Genomic DNA, 13025 nt, shown 5'->3' on the forward strand with positions numbered 1-13025 from the left:
CCGTTCCCCGCGGCCTCGGCCACCAGCTCCCGCAGCCGTCCCAGCTTGGCCGAGGTCTCCGGCCGCGCGTACGCCGCCCGGCGCATCCGCATGAAGTGCGCGTCGGCCACCGCCGCGCGATAGGCCGCCAGATCCCCGGCGCTCAGCTCCTCCCACTCGTCCACCCGCACCAGCGCGGGCAGCTCGGCCAGGACATCCTGCTGGTTACGGCGCAGATAGGCCGGCGCGACCGCGCGGCGGTGGCCGACGCGCACTTCATGCGGATGCGCCGGGCGGCGTACGCGCGGCCGGAGACCTCGGCCAAGCTGGGACGGCTGCGGGAGCTGGTGGCCGAGGCCGCGGGGAACGGGCTGAAGGTGGTGGTCTTCTCGTACTTCCGCGAGGTGCTGACCGCGGTTCACCAGGTGCTGGGCGAGGAGGTGTTCGGGCCGCTGAGCGGCGACGTCCCGGCGGACCGCCGTCAGCGGATCGTGGACCGCTTCGGCGCGGTCCCGGGCCACGCGGTGCTGCTGAGCCAGATCCAGGCGGGCGGTGTCGGGCTGAACATGCAGGCCGCGTCGGTCGTCATCCTCTGCGAGCCGCAGGTCAAACCGACACTGGAGCACCAGGCGGTGGCCCGCGCGCACCGGATGGGCCAGGTCCGTCCCGTCCAGGTGCACCGGCTGCTCGCGGTCGACAGTGTGGATCAGCGGCTGCTGGACATCCTCGCCGACAAGAACCGTCTCTTCGACGCCTATGCCCGGCGCAGCGAGATGGCCGACGCCACGCCCGACGCGGTCGATGTCGCGGACCGGGACATCGCCCGCCGGATCGTGGAGGAGGAGCAGCTCCGGCTGGCCGGCGGCTAGGCCCTCTCCAGGACCTCACGCAGCGCGTGGCGCGTGAGGCCGCCGGGCGTCGCGCTACAGGAGCTCGCCCGGGTCTTCCAGATACGTCTCGCGCAGAAGGTCCACGGCGGGATGGCGGTCCGGGAACGCGGTCCCGTCGATCGCCGTGACGGCGCGCACTCCGATGGCGGCGTTGGTCGCGAAGGCCGCGTCCAACGATCCGACGTCCGCGAGCGGGACCGGAGCCACGCGGTGCTCGTGTGCCTCCTGGAGGAGCCGCATCGTCACTCCGGCGAGCTGGACGGCCTCCGGCCAGACGACCGAGTCGCCGTCGAAGAAGCCGACGTTCCAGGTGACGCCCTCGGAGATAAGCGCGTCCCCGTCCACGAAGAGCGCGTCGTCGTATCCGTCGAGCCGGGCCGTACGGCGATGGCGCAGCGACGCGAAGAGTCCGACGCTCTTCACCTCGGGCGCGTCCCGGGTGTACGCGACGGAGCGCACCCGCAGTGGCGGCAGGGGCGCGGACGAGACCTGACGGCGGGTGACCAGGATGTGCGGGTCGCCGGCACGGTCGGGATGCCCGATGTCGAGGGCCGGGTCGAACACCGTGACCCGCACCGTGGCCGCGCCATGGGCCGGCGCGGCCCGGCGCAGCAGCGTCCGCACCCGGTCGAGGTCCAGCTCGGCCCCGAACAGCGCCGGACAGTCCCGGCCGAGCCGGTCGAGATGCAGGGTCAGCCCGCGTACCCGCCCGTCCTCCACCCGGAGCGTGGTGAAGTGCCCGTAGTTGGTGAGCGCGAGCGCCGTGATCTCGTCGAGGCCGACGGGCCGGCCGTTGAGTTCCGCCATGCGCCCAGGATGGCATCGGGCCCGGCCGCCGGACGGCCCCGCGGGGCAGGCCGCCGCCCGTCCCGAGGCGACGACCTGCCGGCACAAGCCCGCCGGACAGGGCCCAGGTCCTGTCCGGGCCTAGTGACCCGCGTGGCCGGCCGTGCCCTTGGTGTCCCGCGTGCCCTTGGCGCTCTCCGCGCCCTTGGCACCGTCCGCGCCCATCGGGTGGTCCGGGTGGTGCGGCTCGTAGCCCGGGATCGTGCCGTCCGGCTTCTTGACCAGCAGCAGGCCCGCCATGCCCATGTCCGAGTGGCTCTGGACATGGCAGTGGTACATCCAGGCTCCCGCGCCCACGTGCTCGCCCGCGAGGATCTGGAAGCCGAAGGAGTCCGCCGGTCCGGTGATCTTGTTGTCGACCACCCGGCTGGGATCGTCGGGACCGGTCAGCAGGCCCGTCCTGTTGTCCGCCCAGCGGTGACCGTGGATGTGGAACGTGTGGTAGAACTCGCCGTGCGTGATCATGATGATCTCGACGCGGTCCCCGACGGTCGCCTCGAAGTTGGGCGCCTCCGTGCCGGTCTTGTTGTTGATCGTCATGTCGTTGAAGACGATCGTGAACTGCTTGTCCGGCAGGATGTCGCCCTTCCTGCGGACGACCACGGGACCGTAGAGCCCCTTGCGGATGCCGCCCGTGCCGTGGTCCGTGCCGACCACGTGGTCGTGGTAGTGCCAGTAGCCGGCGCTGCCCGGCCGCCAGGTGCCGTCCGCACGCCTGCCGGGCGTGTGGGTACGCCAGGTGTACGTACGGGTGCCGCCCGGCTCGACATGGCTCCGGTTCATCCGGGTGCCGTCGCTGGCTATGTCGTAGTCCACGCCGTGGACATGGAGGCTGGCCGCCACGTCCGTGGTGTTCTCGAACTCGATGTGGAGGGTGTCCCCCTCGATCAGTTCGATCAGCGGGCCCGGAACGGACGCCTTGCCCTTCTCGAAGCCGTATCCCATCTGACCGTTCGGCAGGGTCTCGGCGAACAGCTTGAGATGGCGCACCTGACCCCCCGCCGGAGCCGTCCTGGGTGGCGGTTCCGCCGAGGTCGCCGCGGGCGCCGAGGCGACCGACAACGATGTCACCCCTGTGGCGGCCACCGCACCTCCCGCAATCAGCCGCCGGTTGAAGCTCCGTCTGTCCATGGCCATACCGACTCCCCAGTGCCGTACGAGATTTACGGGGCACACGAGACCCCGGGGACGGGCACACCGTAGACCAGCGGTCCATGTTTATCCACAGTCAGGACAAAGTTCGGTCGATTGCGGTTATACCTATTGGCGAGTCACGGAAAGGGGTCTAGCTTCGTTCGCTGTTGCTATGACCACAGAGGGGTGGGTGAACACATGCAGCGCGCACCACATCACCGGTCTAGATCCAGGCGCGGAATGGCCGCGGCACTGGTGGCCGGCACGATGGCGGCGTCACTGCTCGGCGGCACCGCCGCATCGGCCAAGCCGTACCCGGAGCCGCCTTCGACAACGTTGTCCCTTCCGTCACCTCCGGGCGGAAACACCGTCAAGGTCCTTGTCTTCCACGCCTCGGCCACCGAGGAGTCGCCGGTCGTCAACGCCGGGATCGAGGCCATCGAGGCCATCGGCCTGTCGGGTCCCGCGGCCGGCCGGTTCAAGACAGAGGCGACGGACGACGGTTCCGTCTTCACCAATGCGACCAAGCTGGGCAAATTCAACGCGGTCGTCTTCCTCACCGGCGGCGGGGATGTGCTCGACCCGGAGCAGGAAGCCGGGCTCGAAGCCTATGTGGAGGCCGGTGGCGGCTTCCTCGGCATCCATGACGCGGCCCGTACGGAGCCGTACTCGGACTGGTTCACCGGGCTGATCGGCGCCCGGCCCACCGGGGCTCCCACCACGGTGCAGCGCGCGACCGTCGAGGTCGGTGACCGTATCAATCCGGCCACGAAGAACCTTCCGCTGGAGTGGAAGCGGCCGGACAAGTGGTTCAACTGGGCGGTCAACCCGAGCGGCAAGGTGCACACCGTCGCCCGCGTCAGGGAGGCGAGCTACCAGCCGGGCACCGGTGCCAACGGCGCGGACCACCCCGTCTCCTGGTGCCGCGACTACGACGGCGGCCGGTCCTTCTACACCGGCATGGGCGGTACGCCCGAGTCGTACGCGGAGACCGACTTCCGCGACCATCTGCGCGGCGCCCTCCAGTGGACGACCCGGCTCTCCCGCGCCGACTGCAAGGCGACGATCGACAGCAACTACCAGGCCCAGCGTGTCACCCAGCCGAACCAGCCGGGTCAGCAGGACCAGATCGGCGAGCCGCACGGACTGGTCGTGGCGCCCGACGGACGGGTGCTGTACATCGGCCGCGGCGGTGGCGACAACGCCGCTCCCGTGGTGACCGACTGGAACAATCCGGAGATCGGCAAGGGTCTGGGCCAGATCCATGTCTACGATCCCGCGACGAAGAAGGTGACGCTCGCGGGCGCGCTGACGGTCTTCGGCAACAAGGGCGGCGGCGACGAGCTGGTCAAGGTCGAGGAGGGCCTGCTCGGCATCGAGCTGGATCCCGCGTTCGAGACCAACGGCTGGGTGTATCTGCACTACACCCCGCACTCGCAGCTCAACCGTGACACCCGGATGGCCGAGCGCCGGGTCTCCCGCTTCACGCTGAACCTGACGACCAACAAGCTGGACCTCGCCTCCGAGAAGGTCCTGCTGAAGTGGCCGGTACAGGTCCACAGCTGCTGCCACGCGGGCGGCGGCATGGCCTGGGACTCGAAGGGCAATCTCTACATCGCGACCGGCGACAACAACTCGTCCGGCTTCAGCGACGGTTACTCGGGCAACAACCCGCAGCCCAACTACAAGGGCGTCTCCTTCGCGGACGCGCGCCGCACGGCGGGCAACACCAACAACCTGAACGGGAAGATCCTCCGCATCCACCCGGAGCCCGACGGGACCTACACCCTGCCCGCGGGAAATCTGTTCACGGGCGAGGAGATGGACGAGGGCGGCGGCAAGACCCGCGGTGAGATCTATGTGATGGGTGTGCGCAACACGGCGCGTATCTCCATCGACAAGAAGACCGACATCCTCTACGCGGGCTGGGTCGGTCCCGACGCGGGCTCGCCGAGCACCGTCTGGGGTCCGGCGAAGTACGACACGTTCTCCGCGATCACCAAGGCGGGCAACCACGGCTGGCCGTTCTGCATGGGCAACAACCAGCCCTACCGGGACCGCAATCTGCCCGACCCGTCCAAGCCGCTGGGCTGGTACAACTGCAACGCGCCCAAGAACGAGTCGCCCAACAACGACGGCCTGGTGAATCTGCCGCCCGTCACCCCGAACACCATCTGGTACTCGCCGCAGGGTGGCGCCCCGGACTATCCGCGGGACGCCAACGGCATCCCGAGCTACAAGCCCGCCGAGGCGAAGTATCTGCTGCCGTGGCTCAAGGGCGGCGGCCAGGCGACGATGGACGGCCCGGTCTACCGCTACGACGCGCAGAGCGCCAGCGCGGTCAAGTGGCCCGAGTACTGGGACGGCAAGTGGTTCGTCGGTGACTTCTACGACGCGACGGACAGCCCGCGCCACGCGGTGCTGACCGATCCCAAGACCGTCGGCAAGGGCGGTCTGCCGGTGCACGCCGAGACCCTGAAGAAGATCATCCCGGTCGGTCAGGGCGGTATCCGCAACCTCATGGACTGGAAGTTCGCCCCGGACGGCTCGCTCTACGTCCTGGACTACGGGCGCGGCTTCTTCACCTCCGACTCCCAGTCCGCGCTGTGGCATGTGACGTACAAGGGCGGCGAGCCGACTCCGGCCGCCTCCGACCTGGCCAGGAAGGCGACGCAGTGAGACATCGATCCCATCGTTCCCTCCTCGGGCATCGCCCTCTGCGGGTGTGGACGGCCCTGGTGGGCGCGTTCCTGATGGTGCTGGGCCTGACGTCGACGGCGGCGTACGGCCGGGCATCTGAGCGCACGGACGGCGGGCGGGCCGCCGCTGCCGCCCAGGTGCTGACGTGGACGGCCGGCGACCGGACCGACCGCTATCTCAGCTTCCCGACCACCGCGCTGGCCGGGCCGACCACCATCGTCTTCGAGAACAGCGCGGCCACCGGCAACACCACGGGAATGCCGCACACGCTGACCTTCGACGTGTCGGATCCCGAGTACAACAACGACGTCTCCCTGAACATCCTGGCCAATCCCGACGACGCCAACGGCGGGAAGTACACCGCCGAGGTCAATCTGACACCGGGCAAGTACCGCTTCCGCTGCTCCATCCCGGGGCACGCCCAGATGACCGGTGTGCTCACCGTGACCGAGGTCGGCCCGGGAGACACCACCGCCCCGACGACCTCCGCCACGGTGGAGGGCCAGCAGAACGCCGGCGGTGACTACGTCGGCTCGGCCACGGTGTCGGTGACGGCGACCGACGAGGGCTCCGGTGTGGCGACGACCGAGTACGCGGTCGGGACCGACGGACCGTGGCAGCCGTACACCGCTCCGGTGGTGGTCGACCAGGTCGGCAGCCACACGATCCGCTACCGCGCGACCGACCAGTCGGGGAACGTGGCGGCCGAGAAGTCCGTCGCCTTCACCGTCGTGGCCCCGCCGTCCGGTGACACGGCCCCGCCGGAGACCTCGGCGACCGTGAGCGGCGAGCGGGACGCGGCGGGCAACTATCTGTCGATGGCCACGGTCACCGTCACCGCGTCGGACACCGGCTCCGGCGTCAACACCATCGAGTACGCGCTCGGCGCCGGCGGCGCCTGGCAGCCGTACACCGCTCCGGTGATGGTGCATCAGGTCGGCACGCACACGGTCCGCTACCGCGCGACCGACAAGGCGGGGAACGCGGCGGCCGAGAAGTCCGTCGCCTTCACCGTCGTGACGCCGCCGGCCCGGGATACCACCGCGCCGGAGACCTCGGCGGCCGTGACCGGTGAGAAGAACGCCAACGGCGCGTTCATCACCAGCGCCAAGGTGACGGTCACCGCGACCGACGCCGAGTCCGGTGTCGACAGGACCGAGTACTCCCTCGACGGCGGTCCGTACCTCGCGTACACGACTCCCGTCATCGTCGACCGGGTCGGCCGTCACACGTTCGCGCACCGCGCGACCGACAAGGCGGGCAACACCTCGCAGGCCAGGCAGGTGTCGTTCACCATCGCGCAGGGCGGCGGCGTTCCCGCGCCCAACTGCCCCGAGTACGACGAACGGCTGACGGTCATCGTCGGCACGGTCGACTCGGGTGTGCCGAACCGGCTGACCCGTAGCCGCTGCACCGTCAACGAGCTGATCGAGGACGAGCGGGAGTGGACCTCGCACGCCCTCTTCCTCAAGCACGTCGACTCCGTGCTCGACAAGCTGCTCGCCGACAATGTCATCGACCAGCGCGAGTTCAACAAGATAACCAGGGCCGCGAAGCAGTCCAAGATCGGCCAGCCCGGCCAGACCGAGGGCTACCGCGATCTCTTCGACGGCACGGCGGAGTCGCTCGCCAAGTGGGAGCAGGTGGGCGGCGGCCGGTTCGCGCTCTCCGGCGACGGTGCGATCACCAGCAGCACCACCGTCGAGGGCATGGGCATGCTGTGGTTCCCGGAGCGCAAGTACGGCGACTTCTCGCTGAAGCTCCAGTTCCGTGACGACGCCCCGGGCAACGGCAACGCCAACGCCGGTGTCTTCGTCCGCTTCCCGAACGTCCACGACCACCCGGAGGAGTCCCGGCCCGAGTGGGTCGCCATCAACTACGGGCACGAGGTGCAGATCCTCGACCGCCCGGACGGCGACATGTACAAGACCGGCTCGATCTACGGCTTCGACCGGGTGGGTCTGGGCAACGCGGGCGTCACCCCGAAGGGCACCTGGAACGACTACGAGATCCGGGTGGTCGACCAGCACTACACGGTCCTGCGCAACGGTGTGGTGATCAACGAGTTCGACAATCTGGGCGGGCAGACGTTCACCCCGCCGCGCGCCGGTGACCCGGGCACGGACGGCCGGCGGTACGCCACCGGCTATGTCGGGCTCCAGGTCCACGGCACGACGGATGTGGTCTCGTACCGCAACATCCGGATCATGGAGCTGTAGCCCCGGGCCGACAACTCACGCGTGCGCGCCGTGCCCCCTTCTCCGGCGGAGAGGGGGGCACGGCGCCGTCCGGGCCACCGGTCCTCAACGTGCCGTCCGGGCTATTCCTCGTCCTGCCGCTTGGCCCGGCTCGGCTGGACGCGCCTGGGCTCCCCCGGCATCTTCGGATAGTCCGGCGGATACGGCATGTCGCCGAGCCCATGGTCCTGTTCCTGCCGTTCGGCCAGCTCCAGCAGGCCCTCCAGACCGAACGCCCGCTCCGCCATGTCCGCGTGCACATCGCCCACCTCGCCGAAGCGCACCGGCATGGTCGCCACATCGAAGTCGTCCGGCGCGACCTCGTCCAGCTCCGCCCAGCGCAGCGGCGCGGAGACCGGGGCGTGCGGCCGGGGACGTACGGAGTAGGCGGAGGCGATGGTGCGGTCGCGGGCGGTCTGGTTGTAGTCGACGAAGATGCGCTCGCCGCGCTCCTCCTTCCACCACGCGGTGGTCACCCGGCCCGGCATCCGCCGCTCCAGCTCCCGGCCGATGGTGATGGCGCAGCGGCGGACCTCGGTGAAGGTCCAGCGCGGTTCGATGGGGATGAACACATGCAGACCCCGGCCGCCGGAGGTCTTGGGCCAGCCGTGCAGTCCCTGTTCCTCCAGAAGGCCGTGCAGCTCGTGGGCGGCCCTGACCGCGTCCTTGAAATCGGTGCCCGGCTGCGGATCCAGGTCGATCCGCAGTTCGTCGGGATGGTCGGTGCGGCCTCGGCGTACCGGCCACGGGTGGAAGGTGAGACAGCCGAGATTCGCCGCCCAGAGCACGGCGGCGACCTCCGTGGGACAGATCTCGTCGGCCGAACGGCCGCTGGGGAACTCGATCCGGGCCGTGGGAATCCAGTCGGGCAGGTTCTTCGGCGCCCGTTTCTGGAAGAAGGACTCGCCCCCGACTCCCTCCGGGTAGCGCTCCAGGGTGGTCGGCCGGTCCCGCAGCGCGCGCAGGATCCCCGGTCCCACGGCCAGGTAGTAGCGCGCGACATCGAGCTTGGTGAAGCCGCGCTCGGGAAAGTACACCTTGTCCGGGCTGGACAGCCGTACGGTTCTGCCGTTCGCCTCCAGCTCCACCGCTGCGCCCATGGGGGCTACGGTAGGCCGGGCGCGGTCGGAACGCACATCGGGGCGGGCCGTGCGCCGGGGCGGGCCCGGCCCGGGGCGGGCCGTGCGCCGGGCAGCGGCAGTGCCGCATCCGGCGGACCGTACATCGGGCGGAGCGTCCTGTTCCCGAGCAGAATCGGGGCATGGATCTGCCGGTGATGCCTCCTGTGAAGCCCATGCTCGCCAAGTCCGTGGCGCGCATCCCGCCGGGGATGCAGTACGAGGCCAAGTGGGACGGTTTCCGGGCGATCGTCCACCGTGACGGCGACGAGGTGGTGATCGGCAGCCGAACGGGCAAGCCGCTCACCCGCTACTTTCCCGAACTGGTCACGGTCCTGCGCGCGGAGCTGCCCGAGCGCTGTGTGGTGGACGGCGAGATCGTCGTCGTCCAGGGGAACCGGCTCGACTTCGACCGGCTCACCGAGCGCATCCATCCGGCGAAGTCCCGGGTGGACATGCTCGCCGAGCGTACGCCGGCCAGCTTCGTCGCCTTCGACCTGCTGGCCCTCGGCGACGCCTCGCTGCTCGACACGCCGCTGGCGCGGCGCAGAGAGGCGCTGGAGACCGCCCTGACCGGAGTCCGTCCGCCGGTCCATCTCGCGCCCGCCACCACCGACGCCGAACTGGCCGGGCGGTGGTTCGACCAGTACGAGGGCGCCGGGCTCGACGGGGTGATCGCCAAGCCTCTGGATCTGCTCTACCGGCCGGACGCCCGGCTGATGTACAAGATCAAGCACGAGCGGACGGCGGACACCGTCGTCGCCGGATACCGCCTCCACAAGAGCGGTCCCGTGGTCGGCTCGCTGCTCCTCGGGCTGTACGACGCCGAGGGCGTCCTCCAGCATGTCGGCGTCAGTGCCGCGTTCCCGATGAAGCGCCGCGCGGAGCTGGTCGAGGAACTGGCGCCGCTGCGGATGGAGTCGGCGCAGGGCCATCCCTGGGCCGCCTGGACCGATGAGTCCGCCCATGAGAGCGCGCGGCTGCCGGGCGCGCCGAGCCGCTGGTCCGGTACGAAGGACCTGTCCTGGCTGCCGCTGCGGCCCGAGTGGGTGTGCGAGGTCGCGTACGACCACATGGAGGGCACCCGGTTCCGGCACACGGCACGGTTCCGCAGATGGCGACCGGACCGTACACCGGAGAGCTGCACGTACGCGCAGTTGGAGGAACCGGTGCGGTACGACCTGGCGGAGGTGCTGGCACCGCGCTGATCCCGCCGGGCCGCACACCGGGGGCGAGCGCGGTCACTCCGCGAAGGTGCCGTCCACATACACCCAGGCGCCGTCGTGCCGGGCGAAGCGGCTCCGTTCGTGCAGCACTCCCGCCGTGCCCCGGTGGACGAAGCGGGCGCGGAAGGTGACCGTGCCGGTGGTGTGGAACGGACTGCCGTCGGCGGTGTCCAGGATCTCCAGGCCGGTCCAGCGCGTCGCGGGGTCGAGACCGGCACCGGCGGGCCGGGTGGCGGGATCCCAGCTCCTCAGCAGATACGGCTCGTCGCGCACGACGAAGGCGCTGTAGCGCGAGCGCATCAGCAGGTGCGCCGTGGGCGCGGTGGCGGATCCGGAGTGGAAACGTCCGCAGCACGCGCCGTACGCGGCGGGCAGCCCGCAGGGACACGGCGAGGCGACGGTGACGGCGGTACCGGTGCCTTCGGACGGTCCGGACCTGGCCGGGCTGCCGGATCGGACGGGACGGGCGGATCGAGCGGGACGTCGGGCCATGCCTCCATTGTCACGGGCCGGACGCGCGCGACGGACTCCGGCGTCCGGAACGGCAGGCTCCAGCGCGGGGCGGGTGCCTGACAGCGCCGGGAGCGAGCGGCGGGGCGGCGGGCCCGTTCGTGCCGTGGACGAATACGCGCGGCGCCGCAGCGCACCTGAAAAGTGCTGCGGCGCCGCGCCCCCGTATTCCACTTACAGCTTGCGTGCCACGCCCGCGTATCCGGGAATGGGCTCGTCACCGGGGACCGGTACGACCTCTCCCAGCTCCGGACGCCAGTCGGCGGCCAGTGAGACCCCCGGTTCGACCAGTTCCAGGCCCTTGAAGAACGCGGCGAACTCCTCCCGCGACCGCAGGGCCAGGGTGAGCGCCCGCTTCTGGTACAGCTCACGTGCCTGGTCCGCGCTCTCCCGGTCGAAATCGCCCGTGGCGTGGGAGAGGACAAGATAGCTGCCGGACGGCAGCGGGTCGACCAGTCTGCGCACCAGGTCGTACGCGCCGTCCTCGTCCGAGACGAAGTGCAGCAGCGCGACGAGGGAGAGCGCGACCGGACGCTTCAGATCGAGGATCCTGCCCGCCGCCTCGATGATGCCCTCCGGATCGCGGACATCGGCCTGGACGTACTCGGTGACACCGCTCGGGGTGCTGCGCAGCAGCGCCTCGGCGTGCCGGAGGACGATCGGGTCGTTGTCCGTGTAGACGATCCGGGAGTCGGGCGCGACCTCCTGGGCTATCTGATGGAGATTGGGCTCGGTGGGAATGCCCGTGCCGATGTCCAGGAACTGGCGCACCCCGCCGGTGGTGCCGAGCCAGCGGGTGGCGCGGTGCATGAATGCCCGGTTGACGCGCGCCATGTCGGGCCCGCGGGAGTCCAGTGCCAGTAACTGCTTCGCCATCTCCTCGTCCACCGGATAGTTGTCCTTGCCGCCGAGGAACCAGTCGTACACCCGGGCCGGATGCGGCTTGCTGGTGTCGATGGGGTCGTTCCCGGTCATGTGCGCTCCATAAGTCTCAAGGTCGATGAGCAGGATCTGTGGAACACAGTGTCTGCGGAAGAACGGGGTACGGACGAATCCGTGGATGTGGACGACGGATGGGGCCGGACGGTCGGTGGGAAGGGGGGAAGAGTGAGCGGTGGGCGGTCGGTCGGATCAGGTCAGCAGGAAGTCTGCCTGACCGGCCTTCGCGCCCTGGATGAACGCGGCGATCTCGCTGGTGGTGTAGATCAGTGCGGGGCCGTCAGGGTCGGCGGACTGGCGCACCGCGACTCTGCCGTCGGCCAGCTTCATGGCCTCGATGCAGTTGCCGCCATTGCCACCACTCCACGGCTTGCGCCAGCCCTCGGCACCGAGGTCGGCGGCCGGCATGCCGTTGTATATGGGATCCATTCACAGCTCCTTGCGGAGATCCCTGAGGATCTCCTTCGTGCGTTGTGCAGTTGCGGCCTGAGCCGCCATCCGGTCCATGACCTCCAGGTGGGTGGCCACTTCGGGACGTGCGTCGAGATAGACGGCGCCGGTCAGGTACTCGCTGTAGACCATGTCCGGCAGTTCCGGTTCGGCGAACCGGAAGATCACGAACGGCCCGTAGGTACCGGGATGGTGTCCGCTCGAGAATTCCGCGATCTGAAGGGTGACATTCGGCAGGGCCGAGGCGTCGAGCAGCCTGTCGATCTGCTCCCGCATGACGTCCGGACTGTCGCCGACGGGCCGGCGCAGTACGGTCTCGTCCATGATCACCCAGAATCTGGGCGCATGGGTACGGGTGAGCAGTGACTGGCGTTCCATACGGAGCGCCACATGGCGTTCGATGTCCTCGGGCTGTGCCTGTCCCACCGCCCCCGCGTGCATGACCGACCGGGCGTACTCCTCTGTCTGGAGCAGCCCGGGAACGAAGTGCGGTTCATACGTACGCAGCAGGGAGGCGGAGCCCTCCAGGCTGACGTACATGCTGAACCAGTCCGGCAGGATGTCGTGGAACCTCTGCCACCAGCCGGGCTTGTTGGCTTCCTCGGTGAGCTCGACGAAGGCCTCGGTCTCGTCCTCGGGGATCCCGTACGCCCGCAGCAGGAGCTGCACATAGGGAATCTTGAGGGCGACCTCGGCGGTCTCCATCCGGCGGATCGTCGCGGGCGCCACCCGGAGAAGCTTGGCGGCTTCCTCGCGCTTCAGTCCTGAGCGCTCACGAAGATCTTGCAGACGTCTGCCGAGTACGACCTGACCCACGGTCGGGGCGGACCGCGGTTCACTCACTTTGGGTCCTCCCCACGCACGGTTACCAGCAGTCTGCCATGCCCGCGCCACGAAGAACACGGCACTCTGAAAAATTCAGAGTGCCCCTTGCCAAGTGTCGCCGACGGGTGGAGAGTGGATCGGTGAACCAGCTCACGCGGTTGTCGGGCTCTG

Annotated in this window: 10 protein-coding genes and 2 pseudogenes; 4 read left to right on the forward strand and 8 right to left on the reverse strand. The window is 69.6% G+C overall.

Annotated features, from left to right (window positions below; all coding sequences use genetic code 11):
* Positions 1–239, reverse strand: a pseudogene (locus BFF77_RS27290) (ATP-dependent helicase); the annotation flags it as partial.
* Between BFF77_RS27290 and BFF77_RS27295 the strand changes: the two are divergent.
* A pseudogene (locus BFF77_RS27295) lies at positions 231–848 on the forward strand (C-terminal helicase domain-containing protein); the annotation flags it as partial. The pseudogenes BFF77_RS27290 and BFF77_RS27295 overlap by 9 nt on opposite strands.
* Before the next feature lie 54 nt (positions 849–902).
* On the opposite strand, the gene BFF77_RS27300 reads toward BFF77_RS27295, so the two are convergent.
* Both BFF77_RS27300 and BFF77_RS27305 read right to left on the reverse strand, forming a co-directional pair.
* Positions 903–1676: an aminotransferase class IV family protein gene (locus tag BFF77_RS27300; protein ID WP_066954863.1), complete on the reverse strand. Its 774-nt coding sequence runs from the start codon at positions 1674–1676 to the stop codon at positions 903–905.
* Positions 1677–1796: 120 nt separating this feature from the next.
* The gene (locus tag BFF77_RS27305; RefSeq protein ID WP_066954890.1) at positions 1797–2846 is read right to left on the reverse strand and encodes a multicopper oxidase domain-containing protein; all 1050 of its coding nucleotides are present in this window, start codon (positions 2844–2846) and stop codon (positions 1797–1799) included.
* 201 nt (positions 2847–3047) lie between these two features.
* Here BFF77_RS27305 and BFF77_RS27310 point away from each other — a divergent pair, with 201 nt between their 5' ends.
* The gene (locus BFF77_RS27310) at positions 3048–5528 is read left to right on the forward strand and encodes a ThuA domain-containing protein (RefSeq protein WP_066954865.1); all 2481 of its coding nucleotides are present in this window, start codon (positions 3048–3050) and stop codon (positions 5526–5528) included.
* A 74-nt stretch (positions 5529–5602) separates the two neighbouring features.
* Positions 5603–7768, forward strand: coding sequence for an OmpL47-type beta-barrel domain-containing protein (locus BFF77_RS27315; RefSeq protein ID WP_107422264.1), 2166 nt, complete (start codon positions 5603–5605; stop codon positions 7766–7768).
* A gap of 101 nt (positions 7769–7869) precedes the next feature.
* Here BFF77_RS27315 and ligD read toward each other — a convergent pair whose 3' ends face one another.
* The gene (ligD, locus tag BFF77_RS27320) at positions 7870–8886 is read right to left on the reverse strand and encodes a non-homologous end-joining DNA ligase (protein ID WP_066954871.1); all 1017 of its coding nucleotides are present in this window, start codon (positions 8884–8886) and stop codon (positions 7870–7872) included.
* A 161-nt stretch (positions 8887–9047) separates the two neighbouring features.
* On the opposite strand from ligD, the gene BFF77_RS27325 reads away from it, so the two are divergent.
* Positions 9048–10112 carry an ATP-dependent DNA ligase gene (locus BFF77_RS27325; protein WP_066954874.1) on the forward strand — a complete coding sequence of 355 codons (1065 nt, stop codon included), beginning with the start codon at positions 9048–9050 and terminating at the stop codon, positions 10110–10112.
* A gap of 33 nt (positions 10113–10145) precedes the next feature.
* Here the strand turns inward: BFF77_RS27325 and BFF77_RS27330 are convergent, their stop codons facing one another.
* From BFF77_RS27330 to BFF77_RS27345, 4 genes are all read right to left on the reverse strand, one after another.
* On the reverse strand, positions 10146–10622 hold the full coding sequence (locus BFF77_RS27330) for a YchJ family protein (protein WP_066954877.1): 477 nt from the start codon (positions 10620–10622) through the stop codon (positions 10146–10148).
* Between the two features lie 192 nt (positions 10623–10814).
* Complete coding sequence (locus BFF77_RS27335) at positions 10815–11615, reverse strand: SAM-dependent methyltransferase (RefSeq protein ID WP_066954881.1); 801 nt, start codon at positions 11613–11615, stop codon at positions 10815–10817.
* Positions 11616–11771: 156 nt separating this feature from the next.
* Positions 11772–12008: a DUF397 domain-containing protein gene (locus tag BFF77_RS27340; RefSeq protein ID WP_066954884.1), complete on the reverse strand. Its 237-nt coding sequence runs from the start codon at positions 12006–12008 to the stop codon at positions 11772–11774.
* Complete coding sequence (locus BFF77_RS27345; RefSeq protein ID WP_066954887.1) at positions 12009–12872, reverse strand: helix-turn-helix domain-containing protein; 864 nt, start codon at positions 12870–12872, stop codon at positions 12009–12011.
* Positions 12873–13025: the final 153 nt, after the last annotated feature.

Origin of the sequence: Streptomyces lushanensis (assembly GCF_001700515.1) — a bacterium.
In the GTDB taxonomy this organism is placed as follows: domain Bacteria; phylum Actinomycetota; class Actinomycetes; order Streptomycetales; family Streptomycetaceae; genus Streptomyces; species Streptomyces lushanensis.